Origin of the sequence: Luteitalea sp., assembly GCA_009377605.1 — a bacterium.
Taxonomy (GTDB): domain Bacteria; phylum Acidobacteriota; class Vicinamibacteria; order Vicinamibacterales; family Vicinamibacteraceae; genus WHTT01.
Genome location: WHTT01000002.1, coordinates 68,165 through 87,080 on the forward strand (window position 1 = coordinate 68,165; position 18,916 = coordinate 87,080).

The following is an 18,916-nucleotide window of genomic DNA, read 5'->3' on the forward strand; positions in this document are numbered from 1 at the left end:
CGCGTTCGCCGAACGCGCCGTGTGGAAAAAGGACCGGGTCCCTTTTCCCCCTTAGAAGAAGCGTACCGGTCTCAATTCTGGCGCGAATCCGCCCTCCACCGCCAGCGTATGAAATCTGCGCAAACCTTCCAAGTACTCCGGGCCGAGGCCGTATTTAATGTGCGTGCGCAGATATGTTGCCGCAACGGCGCAGCGCGTCCCGTTCCCCTGGCTGAAGTCACGCGCAATCTCATCGACGGCAGCGACGCCGAGAGCGCGTGCCTCGCGTAAGCGCCCGCAGACCTGAGGAGAGATCAGGCCCGTCTCCGGCCCAGCCCAGAAGGCCCAGACAAACGGTAGCCTGGTCATGGTCGTCCACGCCTCACCCAGGTCGATCTTCGCCGCCCCGAGCCGCTCGTGCTCGGCAAAGAGCGCCAGGTCGCCAATCAACAGGGCGGCGTCACAATGAGCGAGCATGGCCGCGAGATCCGGGGCCTGCGCGTCGAATGTCGGTTGGATGCCGAAGTGGTGTCGACACAGAAGCTGGACGAGCACCACCGATGTGCGCGAGCTCGTGTCGAGCGCAATCGATCGCACCAGGTGGAGGGGGCGTGTTGTAAACAGTGCGACCGAGCTCACCGGACCGTCCGAGCCGATCGCAAGCTCTGGGACGACGCGGTATTCGGGCCGCTGCAGATACTCGAACGAAGGAATCATGCCAAGGTCGATCCGCCCTGCGTGTAGCAGATCAGCGCACACGGCCGGCGGGTCGAAGCGCAGGTCGAAGGTGCTGGCGTGATCGTCAAGACCGTGGACGAGCGGGCGCGCGTTGAGATAGCCGACCGCGCCTAGCCGGACGCGCGTCATCGCATGAGCCTTTCGAAACGGGCGTTGCGCTCGATGGGCTCGAGCGACGCGGCACGGATGTTACGCCGGACTTCCTCGAGTGAGCTGCGGCGCGGGCCCAGGTCAGTCACATCCTGCGCCGGCACATCGTCGAGATCATCGGCCCCGAACATCAGCGTCACCTGCGCGAGCTTTGCACTCGAGCGGCGCCAGTTGGTCTGGATGCTCTCGACGTTGTCCAAGAGCAATCGCGTCAGCGCAACCACGCGCACATCGTCGTACCCTGTCGTCGGCGCGTCAGGCGGCTGCTGCCGCGCCAGCGGCGCCATAGCACGGATGACACCCGCTTCTTCCTGCAGGCGTCGCAGGCCGTCCAGCCAGGCCGGCGCGCCTGTCGGGTCGAGGGGATGCTCGACAACCAGGCGTGCGAGGAGCACGCCCGCATCGACTAGCGGCGCGAGTGCGGCGCCTCCGTCGCTCAGACGCTCGGCACTGGCTTCTGCGACGGCGGCAAGCCCGGCGTCCTTCAGCGAGACGAGCAACTCGGTCAGGGCTCGGTCGCTCCCAGCCAGACCGCCGAGCACATGCAAGGCAAATCCAGTGACCGGCACCTCGCCCGCGCGCTCCACAAGGGCATGCACCGCTGCGAGGGACTCCGCAGCGCTCGCTGGCTCACCCACCAAGCGCAGCTCGCCCGCCGTTGCCAGTGGCAGCGCTGCGGTCCCGGCGTGCGCAAGAGGCACGTCACACACGCGAACGAACGTCGCACGCGCGCCATGGCGCCGGCTCCGCGCGTCGCTCGCCAGCATGCCAAGCTGAATCAGATCCCGCGTCTCCAAGAGAGCGCGACCATCGTCGACGGTCAAGCGAGCGCCGGCTGCCACCTTCGCCGCCAGCTCCGACAAAATCTCAGTGGCCATGACGGGTCATCTCGCGATTGATGCGATCGGCCAGGGCGAGCGCACGGCGACCATCCTCGCCCGTAACACGAGGAGACCGCTCATCGCGGGTGGCCGCTACGAAGTCCGCTAGCTCGCGCTTGAGCGGTTCCTCTCGCTGCACATCGATCTTACCGCCCTCGATCTGGGGACGGCCACCATCACGGCGCACGAGCCGCCAGCACTCGACCTCCTGGCTCGCGTAGTCGATGGAGACGTAGGCCGCGGGCTCCATGAACCGGATCTTGCGCACCTTCTCCCTGCTAATGCGGCTCGCCGTCACGTTGGCGATACATCCGGAGCCGAACCGGAGCCGCGCGTTCGCGATGTCCACTCGATTGCTGAGTACCGGGATGCCCACCGCGTCGACGCTCACGACCTCGTCACCGAGCGTGGCCAGCAACAGGTCGAGGTCGTGAATCATCAAGTCGAAGACCACATCGATATCGAGGCTTCGCTCACTGAAGGTGCCGAGACGATGCACCTCGACAAAGCGAGGCCGCGTGAGAAACGGCAGCGCGGCGTCCACAGCAGGATTGAAGCGCTCGGTGTGGCCAACCGCAAGCGGCACGCCGCGACGGCTTGCTACCGCTACGAGCTCTTCAGCCTCGGCCAGGGTGCGCGCGAGTGGCTTCTCCACCAGCACCGAGGTTCCACGATCCAGGAAGTGGCGCGCCAGGTCGTGATGTGATGCGGTTGGCGTTGCGATCGTGACAGCGTCGACATCGGTCAACGCCGCGACATCCGTGAAGGCTCGGGTGCCGTACGCCTCGGCTACTTCCGCTGCCCGTGCTGCGTTCGAGTCGACAACAGCCACGAGGACCGCATCATCGAGCGCGGCGAGAATGCGTGCATGATGGCGGCCCAGAGCGCCAACGCCAACGACAGCCACCTGCACGCGCCGGATGTCTGCGCTCATCCCGCACCCCCGTGTGGGCGTCCGACCACCGCGATGCCGGCAGCATCCGCGGCGCGGTAGAACTCATCGCCATCCAAGACGAGCGTCTTCTCCGCGTCCACGGACAACACTTCTGCACCCACCTGCGCCATGCTCGCAACGGTCCGCACGCCAACGACCGGCACGTCGAAGCGCATGTCCTGGCGTGGCTTGCGTACCTTGATGACGCAGGTCCCAGGTCCAGCCAGGCGGCCCGCGCGCACGATGGTTTCGTCGGTCCCTTCCATGGCCTCGACCGCCACGACGGCACAGTTCTTCACGACGATGGTCTGGCCAATGTCGAGGCCGGCGATCGCGTCTGCCATGCGGTAGCCAAAGGCAAGATCGTCCTGCTGCTCGCTACTGGGTTCTCGTCGGCTGAGGGTCCCCGGGCCCGCCATGAGCGGCTGGAGAAACGTCGTCGAGTCGAGCAGCTCGATACCGTGATCGCGCAACACATCCGCTACCGCAGCGATCAGCGCGTCGGTCGACTTCGCCTTGAGCCGCACCAGCACCTGCAACAGCGTCCAATCGGGAACGATGTCAGAGAAGATCTTGACGTGCTTGACTTGCCCGGCCATCACCGCCTGTTGGACACGCGCGCCTTCGAGGATACGAATCGCCCGCCCGAGCTGTCCCAGGGATACCCAGTGCAGCGAGGCGCCGCAGCCCTGCGCGGCCTGTTCGAGCTCCGCCGCTGCCTCCTCCTTGACGGCCACCACGACGACCTGGTGCCCCAGCGCCCGGGCGGCCTCGAGCACGAGAAATGGGAACCGCCCGTTTCCGGCGATTAGACCGATGGTCATCGTATGCCGAGGTTGGCGGTCAGCGAGATTGCGTCAAAGGCCAGCAGCGTCGCAAAACCACGAAGAGCATCACAAAGATTCAACCACGAAGCACGCGAACCTCGTGGTCACTCTTCTACCAGCATCTCTTCGACCCGCCGAGTCGGACGGCGAAGGATCACACCTCGCTTCGAGTCGCGGATGAACTCGACGAGATACCGCACGTCGGGACACTCCACCAGCCCGTCTTGCTCGATCTGCGCGAGCGCGCGGGATGCGTTGAGCTTCGAGAGCATGAGATAGCGATACGCCCGCTTGAGCCGCGCGATCACATCCTCCTGAAAGCCGCGACGAATCAGACCGACCGTGTTCAGGCCGTAAAATCGCGCGCGGTTCCCTACCGTCTTCCCGTAGGGCAGCGCATCCTTGGTGACGACCGAATACCCGCCAATGAACGCGTGACGCCCCACGCGGCAGAACTGGTGCACGCCGGAATAGGCGCTAATGGTCGCGAAGTCCTCGACCAGCACGTGTCCGCCGAGCGTTGCGCCATTTCCGAAGATGGTGTGATTGCCGACGTGGCAATCGTGCGCCACGTGGGCGCAGGCCATGAAGACATTGTGGTCGCCGATCGAGGTGACGCCGCCACCGCCGCGCGTTCCGCGGTGGACCGTCACGAACTCGCGGAAGACGTTGTTGACCCCTATCACGAGCCGCGTCTGCTCGCCGCTGAACTTCAAGTCTTGCGGGATGAGCCCAATCGACGCGGAGTGGAAGACCTCGCTGTGATCGCCAAGCTCTGTCCAGCCCTCGATCACGGCGTTGGGACCCACGCGGCAGGAGCGGCCGATCTCGACATGCTCGCCAATCACCGCGTTCGGCCCGATGATCGTGCCCTCGCCGATGCGCGCGTTCGGGTGCACGATCGCTGCTGGGTGAATCTGCACCGGCTCGGCCTGGAGGCCGAGCAGCAGCTCCGCCTCGGCCACGAGCTGTGAGCCCACATGGGCAGCGCCAAATACTTTCGCGAGGCTCCGCCGCGCACGGACGAGGGTGACCTCGAGGTGCACCTGATCACCCGGCACGACCTGGCGGCGGAATTTCGCGCGGTTGACGCCGCGCAGATGGGCCCGGCGTCGCATGGCTTCGCCGACCTTCGCTGTAGCTTCAGGTAGGGACGCCTCGCCGAGGCGTCCAGACGGCGCGTTCGGCGAACCCGCCCTACCGCCGAGCAGGAGCAACGCCGCTACTTGCGCCAGCGCTTCGATCATCAGCACTCCCGGCATCAGCGGCGCCCCGGGAAAGTGTCCTTGAAAGAACTCCTCATTGACGGTGACGTTCTTCACCGCCACGGCGCGCTCACCGGGCCGGAACTCTGTGACGGCATCAACCAGGGGCGAGGGATACCGGTAACAGAACCGCTCGAGCACTTGCGGGATATCGATCGACACGGTCTCGTGGTTCCGAGCACTCTCCGGATACCGTGTGTACGGGCTCACCACGTGCCCGGCGCTGCTCACTTCTTCGGCGGCGTGTTGGTTCCCGCCGCGGCATCGAGCGCCTTGATGACATCCGGTGTGATGTTGAGACCGCTATCGGCAAACAGCACGTCTGGGGTGAGGCTCAAGACGAAGTGAAGCCCCTTCTGTTGAGCCACCTTCCCAATAACCGGCAGCAGCTTCTGGATGAACTTCTGCTGGATGTCGGCGTTGAGCTGTTGCAACTCCCGTTGTGCGTCCTGCTGAGCGCGTTGCAGCTCGACGCGCTGTTGTTCCACGGACCGCTGCAACTGCGCGCGCACCTCCTCGCTCAGCACCGATCCGCCCTGTTCGAGCTTTTGCTCGGTGTCCTGCAGCGATTTCGTCTTTGGTTGCAGCTGGGTATTCATCTTGTCAGCAAACGACTGAATCTGACCCGACGCCGCTTTGCCCTCCGCGGACTCGCTGACGATTGCCTGCACATCTACATAGGCCACCTTCGACCCCTCAGGGAATGGGCGTGGTGGCTGGCTCGGCCGGACGGGCGGCTCAATCGCTGGCGCTTCGACAGGCTGCTGCGGCGGTTCGGCCGCCGGCTTCTCGGCAGCCGGCTTTTCGGCCGCCGGCTTTTGATCGGTCTCTTGCGGGCTGGTTCCGGCAAACAAAGGAGTGGCCGTCAGCGTCAGGCTGAGAGCCACTGTCGTCAACACGCTCTTCATGCACACGCGTCCTTTCACAGTGGTCAGGGGTCAGTGGCCAGTGGTCAGCCGGTTTACCTCCGGTCGGGGGCTCGCGGCGTCCTTTCGTCGGCAATCGACGTCAACCCCCAGACGGTGGTGCACCGGCCGGCCACTGATCACTGGCCACTGACCACTACTCATCGTCAGAAAGTAGACCCGACTGCAAAGCGGAACTGGAACTCGCGCTGCGGCTCGTTGTTGTTGTCGAGCACACCATCCCGCTGCGGATTGTAAGCGAAGATGAGCCGAAATGGCACGTTCAGGACCGGCATGAAGAACCGCACCTCGGCGCCGGTCGACGTCTTGAACTCATCCATCCGAAATGTCTCGTTGGAGTCCCGCACCTGACCCGCATCATAGAAGAAGACGAGGCGGACGGGTTCCGCGATCGTGATCGCATACTCAGCGTTGAACAGCAGGCTCTTGTTGCCGCCCAGGACCGCGCCGGTCGCCTGATCACGTGGGCCAATCGTACGGTAGTCGAAGCCACGCACACTGTACTCACCGCCCAGCCAGAGCCGCTCGAAGATGGGGAGCGACTCCGTGCCCGCGTACGGCGCAATGAACTGCGTTTGCCCGTGCACGCCAATCGAAGTGCGGCTCGTGTGCGGAATCCACCACGTACCCTCGAGCACCGGCTTGATGAAGTTCACGTTCCCGCCGATGCCGGCAACATCGACCCCAGCTTGGAACCGCGCTCCCATGGTGGGAAAGATGGGGTGATTGACGGTGTCGAACCGGATCGTTGGCGTGATCTGACTCACCACGCGCGTCCCCTCATCGTCAAGCAGCAGAGCCTCCGCGAGAAACGGGTTGTTTGCGACCAACTGCTCGTAGAGCGGATTGAGATCGACGACGCGAATTCGCTCGTAGCTGTACGTCAAGAACGTCCGCGTGAAGTCGGCGACCGGGAAGCCAAAGCTCACGTTGCCGCCCGTTGATCGCTGCGTGAACGCACCAATGTACTGGACGTAACGACTGTGGAGCTCGAAGCCGGCCGTGATGGGCCGGTCGAACATGAACGGCTCGGTGAAGCCAAGCTGGTAGTTGGCCGATCGCGACCCGGCCGCAAGCATCAGCGAGAGCGTCTCACCGCGTCCCATGAAGTTGGCCGTCTGGAACTGGAGCTGACCGAACACACCCTCCCACTGCGACACGCCGGCACCAAACGTGATCTGGTTGCGGTTCTGCTCCTCCACCTTGAGCGTGACGTCGACCTTGTTCTTCTCGTTCGGCGTCTTCTCGACCTCGATGTCCTCCTGCTCTTCGAGCGGTGTGAAGTAGCCAAGCTGATTCAGTCGCCTGACGCTGTGCTTCAGCGCCGCCGTGTTGAAGACGCCACTCTCCAACAGCCGCATCTCACGCCGAATGACGTGGTCGCGCGTCGTCGTATTGCCCTGGAACGCGATCTTGTTGATGAAGTACTGCTCGCCTTCCTCGATGTGCATCGTCACATCGACGACGGCTGGCTTGCTCTCGTCCGTGTTCGCTGCGACCGGCGCGGCGTTCGGATCCTTCGTGTCCTCGTAGCTGAACTCTGGATAGGCTGTGAACTCGAAGTAGCCACCGGACCCATAGAGCTCGGTCGCCTGCTCGTACCCTTTCCGGATTCGGTCCTCGTCGTAGTAGTCGCCTTCGTCGATGGAAAAGAGCGACCGCAGCGCATCTTGCTTGACGACCTTGTTCTCCGCAAAGTCGAACTTGCCCACGCGGTAGCGTCGGCCCTCCGTGATCGGAATCCGCACCTCGACCGAGCGCTTGTTCCCATCTTTCGAGGCGCTGAGCGATCGAATCTCGGGCTGCCCGACGCTCGCTTTGAGATAGCCCTCCTCGCGATAGTAGGCCATGATCCGCTGGGCGTCTTCTTCGAACTGCTCTTCCTTGTAGGTGCCCCCGCCGATGCCGATGAACCGGAAGAAGCCCGGTTGCTTGTTGTGCTCCATCTTGCCCCGGAGCTTCCGGTCGGACACGGCCTCGTTGCCGAGGAACGTAATGCGGTCGATCTTGACCTTCGGGCCGTCCTCGATGCTGAACGTCAGGTGCACGAGCTTCGGCCCGGTCTTCAACGGCGTCAGGCTGTGGGTCACCTTCGCATCCAGGTGTCCCTTCTCCGCCAGCATGCTGCGGATGAGGCCTTCGACGCGCCGGATGCCCCCCTCATCGAGAAAGGTGTCCAGCCGAATCATCGCGCCCGCTTCACGCAGGTTGTCGTCGATGTCCGTGCTGTTGAGCGCCTCGGTGCCCTGATAGTCGACAATCTTCACCCGCTGGCGCTCCTCCATTTGAATGAGCGCGACCTTCCCCACCACCCCATTCTCGAACGCGTAGTCGCGGACCTCGACTGCCAGGTTGTCGAGAAAGTTGGTCCCCCACAGACGGCGGAAGTCGCCAATGAGGCTCTGCTCGATCTGTTCACTCCAGGGCGTCCACTGGTTCTGCGAAGGCCGACTGATCTTCCCGAGGCTCTGGATGTAGTAGACGTACGTCTGCGCGTCGACCACAGGCTGCCCCCCTTGCGCCTCGAAGCAGGGGACGATCAGCCAGAAGACCGGCGGTGATCCGGCCGGCGGTAGGTTGTCCGGCGGGATAGCTTTCTGGCCGCAAATGTTGACCGGCCCCTTGACCTGCACCACCTGGCCCTGAGAGGCGGCCGGCTCCGTGGGCGGGGACTCCTGCGTGGGCTGGGGTTGGGATTGCCCCTGACTGGTCGGCGGCGCTTGCTGTGTCTGGGCGCTAGCGAGGCCGGCTGCCAAGAACAAGCCGACCGCCGCCAGCACCACCTCGACCCGTCTCAACATCGTGAGATCCTATCCGCAACGCCCACCTTCGCACTTCGCGCCTCGGCGGACTCCCAGCGGATTTCAAGAAAAAAAGTGTCTGCGTACACGCCTTCACGCCCTCGGGCTGCACAGCCGCCCGCGCGCGACCGTGCTCACGGCAAGCCGCTGGAGGCGCCAAGACTCACAAGACCGCCCCCAGGACTCGTCCGAAAATACAGGACTCCTTAGGGAGCCAGCCAAGCGTTCAGTCTACAGGATGTTAGACGTTCCTGAACAGGCCGTGGCCGAGGGCAGGGAAGGAACGGGCGCCGGGGAAGATGGTGAACGGTGACAAGGTGACCTGGTGAGGGGGTGAGGCGCTGGCAGGGGTAGGGTGATCGGGCCTCGGGAGAGGATGGGCCGGGGCGACGCTCCCATTTCATGAGATGTGCTTGCCCAAGCTCCGAAAAACCCCCTGTCACCCCCCTGTCACCCCCCCACCCTGTCACCCTAGTCCTAGTTCCGGGCCGGCAGCTTCCGCCCGACCTCGGTGCTGCCGGAGGGGCGCCAGGCCAAGACGCCATCCTCGAGGTACACCTCCACCTTGGTACCCTGCTTGAGCTGTCCACGGATCAGCTCTTCCGACAGCGGATCCTCGATGAAGCGCTGAATGGCTCGACGCAGCGGTCGGGCGCCATACGTCCGGTCGTTGCAGGTGATGTGAATCACCCAGTCCACCACGTCTCCCGTGAGCTCGATGCGAAGCTGGCGATCGGCCAGGTTGATGTTGATCTGCTCGACGAGCAACTGCGCGATTCTCTGGAGGTCTTCGTCGGTCAGCGCCTCGAAGACGATGATCTCGTCGAGACGGTTGATGAACTCCGGGTTGAACGTTCGCTTGACCTCACCCAGGACCATTTCCGACACCGACTTCGTGATCTCCCGGGTGTCGGCCGCCTGGAAGCCGACGGCCGCCTTCTTCTGGATGTAGCGTGCGCCGATGTTCGACGTCATGATCATAATCGCGTTCTTGAAGTTCACGCGATTGCCGAGGCCATCGGTCAGATGCCCGTCTTCGAACACCTGCAGGAGGATGTTGAACAGGTCCGGATGGGCCTTTTCAATCTCGTCGAGCAGTACGACAGAGTACGGGTGCCGCTTCACTTTTTCGGTCAGTTGACCGCCTTCCTCGTGACCGACGTAACCCGGCGGCGAGCCAATGAGCTTCGACACCGAATGCTTTTCCATGTACTCGGACATGTCGAAGCGGATCAGCGCGTTGTCGCTGCCGAACAAGAAGCTCGCCAGCGCGCGGGCCAGCTCGGTCTTGCCGACGCCGGTCGGACCGAGAAACAGGAAGCTCCCCACGGGCCGGTTCGGGTTCTTGAGGCCGGCGCGCGAGCGGCGAATCGCTCGCGAGAGCGCCGAGATCGCCCGCTCCTGGCTGACGACCCGCTTGTGCAGCTCCTCCTCCATCCGTAGGAGCTTGCTCCCCTCGTCCTCATTAATGGACGTGATGGGGACGCCCGTCCACTTGGAAACCACCTCATCGATGTCCTGGCGAACGACAACGATCCGGCGCCCAGGGACCTCGAACCTTTCGCGGACGTATTGGAGGTTCTCGCGGGCCACGAGCTCCTGGTCGCGATAGAACTGGGCCTTTTCGAAGTCCTTTTGGGCGACCGCATGTTCCATCTGCTCGGTGGCAATGCGGATGTTCTTGTTGATCTGGCCGAATTCCTCGCTATAGCCCGCCTCACGCAGCTTGGCCCGCGCACCGGCTTCGTCGATGAGGTCGATGGCCTTGTCGGGAAGGAAGCGGTCGGTGATGTAGCGGCTGGACTGATAGACAGCGGCCTCGATCGCGTCCCGCGTGTAGTCGACGTTGTGGAACCCTTCGTAGCGGTCCTTGACGCCCATGAGGATCTCGAGTGTCTCCTCCGGGGCTGGCGCCTCGACCCTGACCGCCTGGAAGCGACGCTCGAGCGAGCGATCCTTTTCGATGTATTTCCGGTATTCGGTCGGCGTGGTCGCCCCGATGCAGCGAATCTCACCGCGCGAGAGCGCAGGCTTCAGGATGTTGGCCGCATCGAGCGAGCCCTCGGCGGAGCCGGCACCTACCAGCGTGTGCAACTCGTCGATGAACACGATGATGTTCGGGTTCTCGACCAGCTCCTTCATGATCGCCTTGAGGCGTTCCTCGAACTGGCCGCGATACTTGGTCCCGGCAACGATGAGCGAGATATCGAGCGCAAGGATGCGCTTGTCGGCGAGGAAGTGTGGCACATCGCCACAGACGATTTTCTGGGCGATCCCCTCGACGATGGCGGTCTTGCCGACGCCAGGCTCGCCAATGAGCACCGCGTTGTTCTTGGTGCGGCGGCAGAGCACCTGCTGGACCCGCTCCACCTCCGTCTCACGCCCAACGAGCGGATCGAGCTGGTTCTTGAGCGCCGCCTCCGTCAAATCGCGGCTGAACTCGGACAAAAGCGGCGTTTCCTTGTTGCCGCGTGTGAGTGTCGTTTTTTCGTTCAGGAGGGCGATGACGTCATCGCGAACGGTGTTGAGCCGCATCCCTTTTTCAATCAGGATGTTGGCCGCCACTGACCGCTCTTCGCGCAGGAGCCCCAAGAGGAGGTGCTCGGTGCCGATGTAGTTGTGAAGAAGCCGGTCGGCCTCCTCCGCGGCGAACGTGAGGACACGCTTGGTTTCCGCGCTGAACGGGATCTCGACCGACGTCGAGACCTTGTCGCGAAATCCTGCCCTGCCCTCGATCTCTTTCCGGATGCCTTCAAGCGAGAGGTGACTCCGCTGAAAGATACGGCTCGTCAGCCCCTTACCTTCGCGGATCAGCCCGAGCAGAAGGTGCTCGGTCTCGATGGAGACGCTGCCCAACTGGCTCGCCTCGTAGCGTGCGAAAAAGAGCACGCGGCGCGCCCGCTCCGTGTACCGTTCGAACATCCGCGTTCCTACGTCAGTCGTGATCCGCCGTCAACGTTGCTCGCACGATGTTCACATTATACGGCGGAACCGATGACCATCCAACCCGCCAGGTTCTGCGCCTGGCACACGCGCCGCCGAGGCGTGACTCGTCGCAGACACGTGCGCCGTTCATGCGGCCCTGTACTGCACAAACGATGCCGCGACCCCCAACCGAATGCCTCGAGCCGCACACGGGTGCGACCTCGAGCGATGGCAGGACGGCCTGGCATTCCTTTCACTCGAATCGTGCAGGATTGTCGCGTCGAAAAAGGGAACGGGCAGCGGGGAGACATTTTCGTCGCGAGTCCGTCCGAACGCCTCACCCCTGCTCGAGGTTCAGCTCCACCTGCCAGCAACCGAGCATCCGCCATCCGAGATCCGAGAAATCGGATGCAGTATCAAGCGGCGTGCAGTCGGCCGTCCTCGAGACGCAGCACGCGATCGCACACGGCGGCCAGGCGCGGGTTATGTGTGGCGATGAGCGAGGTCACACCCTGCTCGTGTTGCATCTCTCGGAGCAGATCGTGGAGCGCATCGGCCGTGTGCTCGTCGAGGTTGCCGGTCGGCTCGTCGGCCAGCAGCAACCGTGGCTCCATCACCAGCGCCCGCGCGATGGCCACGCGCTGCTGTTCCCCCCCGGACAGCAGCCCCGGCCGGTGGGTGAGACGCTCGCCGAGGCCGACGCGGCGCAAGAGCCGCTCGGCGCGCGCCCGTGCCTCACCCAACGGCAAGCGCGCGATGCGGAGCGGCATTTCCGTGTTCTCGAGCGCGTTGAACTCCGGCAAGAGGTGGTGAAATTGGAACACGAAGCCGATCCGTCGGTTGCGAAACGCCACCCGCTCGGGGTCCGACATGACGGCCACGTCGGTGCCCTCGATGAGAATCCGCCCCGCATCCGCCCTGTCCAGCCCGCCGAGCACGTGCAACAACGTACTCTTGCCGACGCCGCTGGCGCCCACGACCGCCACCAGCTCGCCCGCTGCGACCTCCGCGTCGAGCTCGCGCAGCACGTCGATGCGGCCGGTCGGGGTCGGATATCCCTTACAAAGGGCAGAAACCTGGATGAACGACATAATCAGGAATAGCGCAGCGCCTCCGCCGGGTCGAGTCGTGCTGCTTGCCGCGAGGGATAGATGGTCGCGAGGAAGCAGACGAGCACCGCGCCGCAGAGCACGACCAGGAGGTCGCCGGTCTGCACCTCGAACGGCACGTACGATACCTGATAGACGTCCGATGGGATCGTGATGAGCCGGTAGCGATCGAGCACCCGCGCCATGCCCACGCCTCCCACGGCACCGACCAGCGTGCCCGTCACGCCAATGACCAGGCCCTGCAGGATGAAGATCCACGTGACGCTCCGCTTCGATGCGCCCATGGTCTTGAGAATGGCGATGTCACGTGTTTTTTCCATGACCAAGAGGACGAGCGAGGCCACGATGTTGAGCGCCGCGACAATCACGATGAGACCAACGGCGATCGCAAAGGCGGTCTTCTCCAGCCACAGTGCCGAGAAGAGGGACTCGTTGACCTCGGCCCAATTCTGAGCAATATACCGCTGCACGCCGAACCGTCCGACGATGTCAGCGGCTACTTGGGGCGCACGAAACATGTCGTCGACCCGGAGCTGCACGAACGGCTGCGCCTCGCGGCCGACGACACGCAACGCCACGGGCATGGCGAGGAACGCCCACGCCGAATCGAACTCGAAATACCCCAACTCGAAGATGCCGGCGACCCGGAGCCGTCTGAAGCCGGTCATCACGCCCATCGGCGACAGCGACCCCGGCATCGTCAGCATTGTCACCGTCTCCCCCACGTCGACCCCGAGCGTCTCGGCAAGCGCATCGCCAATCACCACGCCGTCCAGTGAGCCGTCGCCGCGCGGCGTCAACCCGTTCAGCTCGCCAGCCTGCATCGCGCCCTCCAGATCCGTGACCTGCCTCTCACGATCCGGGTCGATCCCCTTGAGCGTGACAACCGCGTCAGCAACGTCCGATCTCAGGATCGCTTTGCCAAGCACACCAGGCGCCGCACCGGTCACATGAGGCACCTGCTCGAGTCTCGCCAGATCCGCGGCCGGATCGGTAGCGCCAGCCATGCTGTACACGTAGATGTGTGGTTGCGAGCCGACAATGCGGCGTCGCAGCTCATCCTGCAGGCCGGTCATGAGCGCAAGCACCAGGATGAGAGCCATAACGCCCACCGCAACGCCCAGGGTCGAGATGAACGAGATGAGCGAGATGAACGCCTGCTTGCGGCGGGCAAGCAGGTAGCGGAGGGCAATGTACAGCTCGAAGGGCATGGTTGGTAGGTGACCGGGTGATGGGGTGACCGGGTGACAGGGTGAAGGTGGTTACTCCGTTGGTCTAGGTGACCGTCCAGCGTTAGGGCGATTTCGCCCGCATTCACGCCATGAAGGCCACAACACACTAGTAGTCGTCTTCTCGTCTCGTTTCGAACATCGCCAACGAAGTTACAGACGCAGCCGACGTTCCCACCGCACTCGGAAGCACCCCGTTCACCTTGTCACCTTGTCACCTTGTCACCCCTCACCTTGTCACCCTTCACAGGTCGCATCTGCGGAAACAAAATGACGTCGCGAATCGACGGGCTGTTGGTCAGGACCATCACCAGACGATCGATACCCACCCCCTCGCCGCCGGTCGGCGGCAGCCCATACTCGAGCGCGCGAATGTAGTCCTCGTCCATGGCGTGCGCCTCATGGTCTCCCTTCGCCCGTTCGGCCAGCTGCGCCTCGAACCGGCGGCGCTGCTCCGCGGGATCGTTCAGCTCACTGAACGCGTTCGCCAGCTCGAACCCTCCGGCGTACAGCTCGAAACGCTCGACCGTCTCCGGCTCACCAGGTTTCTGTTTGGCAAAGGGCGACACCTCCGTGGGAAGGTCGTAGACGAAGGTGGGCTGGATCAGCTCTGCCTCCCACAAGTGCTCGAAGATCGCTTGGGCTGTCTTGCCGGCCCCTTGGTCACGTGGCACGTCGAGCCCGAGATGGTCGGCGACGGCCCGTGCCCCTTCCGCCGATCGGAGCTCCGCCTCGGTCACCGGTCGACCAAGACGCTCACTGGCACGCTCGGCTGCTGCCGCGCGGAGAGCGAGCCGCCGATAGGGGGACGCAAAGGAAATCTGATGCGGCTCGAACGTGACTTCAGTGCCACCGGTGGCTTCACGCACCGCAAACGCCAGCATCTCTTCGGTCAGCACCATCAACGACTGATAGTCCGCGTACGCCTGGTAGAACTCCAGCATCGTGAACTCGGGATTGTGCTGCGTCGAGATCCCCTCGTTGCGGAAATTGCGGCTGATCTCGTAGACACGCTCCATGCCGCCGACCACCAAGCGCTTGAGATAGAGCTCCGGCGCAATGCGCAAGTACAGATCGATGTCGAGCGCATTGTGATGCGTGACGAACGGCCTCGCCAGCGCCCCGCCTGCGACCGCCTGCATCATCGGCGTCTCGACCTCGAGGAAGTCTCGCGCCTCCATGAAGCTCCGAATCGCTTTGATGACTCGACTGCGTATCTCGAATACACGGCGCGAAGAGCTCGAGACGATTAAATCGAGATACCGCTGCCGGTAGCGGATCTCGACGTCCTGCAGGCCATGCCACTTCTCCGGGAGCGGCAGAAGACATTTGACGAGGAACTCGATCCGCGAAGCCCAGATCGTGAGCTCGTTCGTCTTGGTGCGGAACATGTGGCCCTCGACACCGATCATGTCCCCGAAATCGAGCTGCTTCAGCATCTCGAAATCGCGCGCGGCCACGGAGTCTTGGCGCACGTACACCTGAATGCGCGCCAGACCATCGGAGAGCACCAAGAAGTTGGCCTTCCCAAACGTCCGCACGCCGAGAATACGGCCCGCCGTCGCGACCTGCACCTGCCGCGTGTCGAGCGTCGGGCCGTCGAGCGTCCCACAGGTGTCGACGAGCGCATGCACCGTATGCGTCTGGTCGAAACGATGCGGGTAGACCGGCACGCCGAGTCGTTCCAACTCCTGCAGCTTCGCACGGCGCTGCGCTACTTGATCCGATTCATGCATAGAAGATCGATACGCGAACGTCTGATCTACGGAGCTTGCCCGACCTAAAGATCGGGCCTACACGACCACTCGACGATCCGCATGTAGGCCCGACCTTTAGGTCGGGCGTGTCACTCGTCACTCGTCACTCTTTGATTCGAGCCGCTGCCGAATCGCGTCGAGCACGCCGTTGATGAACTTCACGGCGTCCTCGGTGCTGAAGGCCCGTGCCAGATCGAGCGCCTCGTCGATGACGACAGGTGCCGGCGCCTCGGGCCGCGCGACCAGCTCGTAGACGGCGAGCCGGAGAATGAGTCGATCGATAATCGACAGCCGCTCGATGCGCCAGTTGTGCACGGCTTCGGCGATGAGCGCGTCCAGGCGATCGAGCGCCGCCACGGTGCCACGGACGAGCGCTCGCGCCAGGTGATCGCGTTTCTCGTCCGGCGGCTCGAGCTGCAGCAACCGGTAGCCGTCGATCGCGTCGGCCAGATCGACACGGCCGAGCTCCCAGCCGTAGAGCATCTGCAGAGCGCTTCGGCGCGCCTGCGACCGCGGATCGGGCGCGCCAGCGGTCACCCGCCCTGGCCCTGCAGCGGCAGCTCACGGCCGCCGACGCGGCGCACGAGCAACGCAACGGCGATTGCGGCGGCGGCCGCTTCATAGCCTTTGTTGGCCGGGCCCTGGCCCGCGCGCGCCAAGGCCTCGTCCGCGCTGTTCGTGGTCAGCACGCCAAAGGTCATCGGGACATGGGTCGCCCCCGATGCCTCCGTGATCCCGTGCGCCACCGCAGACGCGATGACCTCGAAGTGTGGCGTCTCACCGCGGATCAGGCATCCCAAGCACACCACGGCGTCGAAACGGCCGGTGGCCGCCACGAGACGAGCCGCAAACGGAATCTCGAACGCACCCGGGACCTCGAAGACCTCCGCCTGTGTTGCGCCGACGCCGGCCGCCTTCAACGCTTCGAGCGCCCCGAGGCGCAGCCGATCAGTCACGAACTCGTTGAAGCGCGACACCACGAGGGCAACGCGCAAGCCGCGCGCCTGCTCCAGCGGAGGCATGGCCCGGGGATCGGAATGCAGAATGCTCAAGAAGCCATCTCTTACCGCCCCTCGAACCGCGGCGGGCGCTTCTCCAGGAAGGCTCGTGTGCCTTCCTTCATGTCGTCGGTCGAGGCAACCAGGCCAAACAGTGTCGCTTCGTAGGCGCACGCGTCTGCGAGCGGCAGGTCCCCGCCGCGGAGAATGGCCTCCATGGCACAGCGGAGCGCGACCGGAGCGCGGCTCGCCAGGTCAGCCGCGAGCTGCTGCGCCTCGTCGAGGAGGCGAGAGGCCGACACGACCCGGGTCACCAGGCCCATCGCCAACGCCTCCTCCGCGGTCACTTGCCGTCCGGTGAGGATCAGATCGAGCGCACGGCCGCGTCCGACGAGCCGCGTCAACCGCTGCGTGCCGGCGTAGCCAGGGATCAGGCCGAGTGTCACCTCCGGCAGGCCAAGCTTGGCCGTGTCCGCCGCCAGGCGGAAGGTGCAGGCCATCGCCAGCTCGAGCCCTCCGCCGAGCGCGTAGCCGTTGATTGCGGCGACCACCGGCTTGCCGAGCTGCTCGAGCGCCTCGAAGACGCGTTGGCCGCGCCGCGCGTACGCACAGCCCATCACCGGCGAGAGATCGGCGAGCTCACGAATGTCAGCCCCGGCAACGAACGCCTTGGTGCCGCTGCCGGTCACGATCACCGCGCGGACGGCGTCATCCGCGCCGAGCTCGCCTACGACGGTCTCGATCTCCTCGAGCGTTGCGCGACTGAGCGCGTTGAGCACAGCGGGCCGGTTGACGGTGATCGTTGCCGTCGCGCCCTCGCGCGCGACCAGCACATGCTCGTACGCCATGAGGCGATCCTGGATGGTGTCCGACTGACGCGTCAGGACGAACGACGCCGGGTGGCAGCGATTATAGCGCACGCCCACAGGAGCCCTACGCCAATGAGGGCGCCAGCCGCATCCGCGGCCAGATCACTCCACGACGGGTGGCGCCCCGGCACGAACACCTGGTGCAGCTCGTCGGTCAAACCGTAGAGCACGGCAAATCCGGTCGCGAGGCAGGCATGCCGCCATCTCACGGCGCCCCAGATGCCCGACGCAAGCGCATGCGCCGTGAGCGACGCCAGCACGGCATAGGTAATGAAGTGCGCGTACTTGTCGCCGGAATCGGAGGGTATCTTGGGCAGCTCCGAGAACGAGGAGAGCACGAAAATCACTGCCGCCCACGCGACGACCCAGATCCACGACACGAAAGCACGCATGACGTCCGAAGGTGACAAGGAGGTAGACCACAGACACACAGGAATTCGCAAGCGACCCTGCATGCGTTACAACGGGAAGGGGTACATCAACCAGCCCAGGATGAGCGCGGACCCGACGAATGCGCCGGCGAGCCACAGACCGAAGCGTACCTGTGCGCCCGGCGTATCGCGCTGCAGCACCGCCAGCACAGTAGACACGCACGAGGCGAAGACGACGAGCAGGAGAAGATGATCCGCCATGCCCTACGCCCCGCCCTCCTTCCGTCCCACCGCGATGTCGTACGTGTCGAGCACGACGAGCATGTTCAACAGCCCGGCGACAATCAGGAACGTGTTACCGTACTCGAAGGTCACGGCGACGACATCGCCGGCACCATAGCCAAGGAGCTTGGCGACCACCCACGGCAGGCCCAACCCCAGATCGGCAATCGCTGCCATCACGACGAGCGGCTCGAAGACGTGGAAGGGAAACAGCCGGCCGCTCAGCCCCAAGCCGAACACGAACATGAAGAGCAGCACCAGGCAGAGGGCCGCACCCTTTTGCCGCCGGCCCAGCAGCAGGTGCCCGCTACCCGGCAGGAGCCAGGCCGCCAGGCACAGGAGGAGCAGTTGCGTGCGACCAGCCTCATCACGTGTCGTCGTCGCTACCATCGCCCCGCCAGTCTAGCACTCCGCCAGCAGGCCGCGTCCGATCAGGTAGGCGCCGACGGCTGCCAGCGGCAGCGCGGCCGCGAATCGCGCGACGTTGCCCGGCTCGGCTATCGCCGCCCACTCCACCGCGAGCGTGGCCACTGTCGGCAGGGCTGCGAGGAGCAAGCCCGCGCGCGGCGATACGCGAGCCAACCCGAGACCCAAGCCACCCAGGGCGGCCGCCAAGCCAATCGGCGCCGCCGCATAGAGTCCCAAGCAGCGCGCGCAGACCGGCACGGGTGATCCATGCACGTGAAACGAGCGCTCTGGCCGTTGGTGGCAGACGAAGCTCCCAACGACGTACACCATGAGAGGAACGAGGCGGGGGACTGTCTCCCCGTCTCCGCCACGCGTGAGCAGGAGCGGCGCCGCGACAATCGCCGCGGCCCACGCTATGGATGTCACGAGCAAGAGCGCGACCGCTGTGCGGCGCCACATAAGGCGAA

17 protein-coding genes are annotated in these 18,916 nt (G+C 64.4%); all 17 read right to left on the reverse strand.

Going from position 1 to position 18,916, the window contains the following annotated elements; all coding sequences use genetic code 11:
• Positions 1–51: 51 nt before the first annotated feature.
• The gene (locus GEV06_01035) at positions 52–846 is read right to left on the reverse strand and encodes a hypothetical protein (GenBank protein ID MPZ16488.1); all 795 of its coding nucleotides are present in this window, start codon (positions 844–846) and stop codon (positions 52–54) included.
• Positions 843–1,745: a hypothetical protein gene (locus GEV06_01040; protein ID MPZ16489.1), complete on the reverse strand. Its 903-nt coding sequence runs from the start codon at positions 1,743–1,745 to the stop codon at positions 843–845. Before GEV06_01040 ends, GEV06_01035 begins: the two co-directional genes overlap by 4 nt.
• Positions 1,735–2,682, reverse strand: a complete 948-nt coding sequence (locus GEV06_01045; protein MPZ16490.1) for a gfo/Idh/MocA family oxidoreductase — start codon at positions 2,680–2,682, stop codon at positions 1,735–1,737. The genes GEV06_01040 and GEV06_01045 overlap by 11 nt, the downstream gene beginning before the upstream one ends.
• Positions 2,679–3,506, reverse strand: coding sequence for a DUF1009 domain-containing protein (locus tag GEV06_01050; GenBank protein MPZ16491.1), 828 nt, complete (start codon positions 3,504–3,506; stop codon positions 2,679–2,681). Before GEV06_01050 ends, GEV06_01045 begins: the two co-directional genes overlap by 4 nt.
• A gap of 107 nt (positions 3,507–3,613) precedes the next feature.
• Positions 3,614–5,005, reverse strand: a complete 1,392-nt coding sequence (gene lpxA / locus GEV06_01055) for an acyl-ACP--UDP-N-acetylglucosamine O-acyltransferase (GenBank protein MPZ16492.1) — start codon at positions 5,003–5,005, stop codon at positions 3,614–3,616.
• Complete coding sequence (locus GEV06_01060; protein MPZ16493.1) at positions 5,002–5,682, reverse strand: hypothetical protein; 681 nt, start codon at positions 5,680–5,682, stop codon at positions 5,002–5,004. The genes lpxA and GEV06_01060 overlap by 4 nt, the downstream gene beginning before the upstream one ends.
• 164 nt (positions 5,683–5,846) lie before the next feature.
• On the reverse strand, positions 5,847–8,501 hold the full coding sequence (gene bamA, locus GEV06_01065) for an outer membrane protein assembly factor BamA (protein MPZ16494.1): 2,655 nt from the start codon (positions 8,499–8,501) through the stop codon (positions 5,847–5,849).
• Between the two features lie 477 nt (positions 8,502–8,978).
• Positions 8,979–11,423 (reverse strand): AAA domain-containing protein, encoded by a 2,445-nt coding sequence (locus tag GEV06_01070; protein ID MPZ16495.1) that lies wholly within the window; start codon positions 11,421–11,423, stop codon positions 8,979–8,981.
• A 419-nt stretch (positions 11,424–11,842) separates the two neighbouring features.
• On the reverse strand, positions 11,843–12,517 hold the full coding sequence (locus tag GEV06_01075; GenBank protein ID MPZ16496.1) for an ATP-binding cassette domain-containing protein: 675 nt from the start codon (positions 12,515–12,517) through the stop codon (positions 11,843–11,845).
• Positions 12,518–12,519: 2 nt separating this feature from the next.
• Complete coding sequence (locus GEV06_01080) at positions 12,520–13,746, reverse strand: FtsX-like permease family protein (protein MPZ16497.1); 1,227 nt, start codon at positions 13,744–13,746, stop codon at positions 12,520–12,522.
• A gap of 224 nt (positions 13,747–13,970) precedes the next feature.
• Positions 13,971–15,500, reverse strand: a complete 1,530-nt coding sequence (gene lysS, locus GEV06_01085) for a lysine--tRNA ligase (protein ID MPZ16498.1) — start codon at positions 15,498–15,500, stop codon at positions 13,971–13,973.
• Between the two features lie 117 nt (positions 15,501–15,617).
• Positions 15,618–16,058: a transcription antitermination factor NusB gene (gene nusB / locus GEV06_01090; GenBank protein ID MPZ16499.1), complete on the reverse strand. Its 441-nt coding sequence runs from the start codon at positions 16,056–16,058 to the stop codon at positions 15,618–15,620.
• Positions 16,055–16,543 carry a 6,7-dimethyl-8-ribityllumazine synthase gene (locus tag GEV06_01095; GenBank protein ID MPZ16500.1) on the reverse strand — a complete coding sequence of 163 codons (489 nt, stop codon included), beginning with the start codon at positions 16,541–16,543 and terminating at the stop codon, positions 16,055–16,057. The genes nusB and GEV06_01095 overlap by 4 nt, the downstream gene beginning before the upstream one ends.
• A gap of 41 nt (positions 16,544–16,584) precedes the next feature.
• Positions 16,585–17,367, reverse strand: a complete 783-nt coding sequence (locus tag GEV06_01100; protein ID MPZ16501.1) for an enoyl-CoA hydratase — start codon at positions 17,365–17,367, stop codon at positions 16,585–16,587.
• 32 nt (positions 17,368–17,399) lie between these two features.
• Positions 17,400–17,843 (reverse strand): teicoplanin resistance protein VanZ, encoded by a 444-nt coding sequence (locus GEV06_01105; protein MPZ16502.1) that lies wholly within the window; start codon positions 17,841–17,843, stop codon positions 17,400–17,402.
• 180 nt (positions 17,844–18,023) lie between these two features.
• The gene (locus GEV06_01110; protein MPZ16503.1) at positions 18,024–18,431 is read right to left on the reverse strand and encodes a hypothetical protein; all 408 of its coding nucleotides are present in this window, start codon (positions 18,429–18,431) and stop codon (positions 18,024–18,026) included.
• Between the two features lie 12 nt (positions 18,432–18,443).
• Complete coding sequence (locus tag GEV06_01115; GenBank protein MPZ16504.1) at positions 18,444–18,908, reverse strand: DUF2085 domain-containing protein; 465 nt, start codon at positions 18,906–18,908, stop codon at positions 18,444–18,446.
• Between the last annotated feature and the right edge of the window lie 8 nt (positions 18,909–18,916).

Bases quoted from the DNA above. Each gene is read 5' to 3' on its own strand.
- bamA (MPZ16494.1), bottom strand. From the start codon at position 8,501: ATGTTGAGACGGGTCGAGGTGGTGCTGGCGGCGGTCGGCTTGTTCTTG.
- GEV06_01045 (MPZ16490.1), bottom strand. From the start codon at position 2,682: ATGAGCGCAGACATCCGGCGCGTGCAGGTGGCTGTCGTTGGCGTTGGC.
- GEV06_01040 (MPZ16489.1), bottom strand. From the start codon at position 1,745: ATGGCCACTGAGATTTTGTCGGAGCTGGCGGCGAAGGTGGCAGCCGGC.
- GEV06_01035 (MPZ16488.1), bottom strand. From the start codon at position 846: ATGACGCGCGTCCGGCTAGGCGCGGTCGGCTATCTCAACGCGCGCCCG.
- GEV06_01095 (MPZ16500.1), bottom strand. From the start codon at position 16,543: ATGCCTCCGCTGGAGCAGGCGCGCGGCTTGCGCGTTGCCCTCGTGGTG.
- GEV06_01110 (MPZ16503.1), bottom strand. From the start codon at position 18,431: ATGGTAGCGACGACGACACGTGATGAGGCTGGTCGCACGCAACTGCTC.
- GEV06_01050 (MPZ16491.1), bottom strand. From the start codon at position 3,506: ATGACCATCGGTCTAATCGCCGGAAACGGGCGGTTCCCATTTCTCGTG.
- GEV06_01075 (MPZ16496.1), bottom strand. From the start codon at position 12,517: ATGTCGTTCATCCAGGTTTCTGCCCTTTGTAAGGGATATCCGACCCCG.
- GEV06_01105 (MPZ16502.1), bottom strand. From the start codon at position 17,843: ATGCAGGGTCGCTTGCGAATTCCTGTGTGTCTGTGGTCTACCTCCTTG.
- GEV06_01100 (MPZ16501.1), bottom strand. From the start codon at position 17,367: ATGGCGTACGAGCATGTGCTGGTCGCGCGCGAGGGCGCGACGGCAACG.
- GEV06_01070 (MPZ16495.1), bottom strand. From the start codon at position 11,423: ATGTTCGAACGGTACACGGAGCGGGCGCGCCGCGTGCTCTTTTTCGCA.
- GEV06_01060 (MPZ16493.1), bottom strand. From the start codon at position 5,682: ATGAAGAGCGTGTTGACGACAGTGGCTCTCAGCCTGACGCTGACGGCC.
- lysS (MPZ16498.1), bottom strand. From the start codon at position 15,500: ATGCATGAATCGGATCAAGTAGCGCAGCGCCGTGCGAAGCTGCAGGAG.
- GEV06_01115 (MPZ16504.1), bottom strand. From the start codon at position 18,908: ATGTGGCGCCGCACAGCGGTCGCGCTCTTGCTCGTGACATCCATAGCG.
- GEV06_01080 (MPZ16497.1), bottom strand. From the start codon at position 13,746: ATGCCCTTCGAGCTGTACATTGCCCTCCGCTACCTGCTTGCCCGCCGC.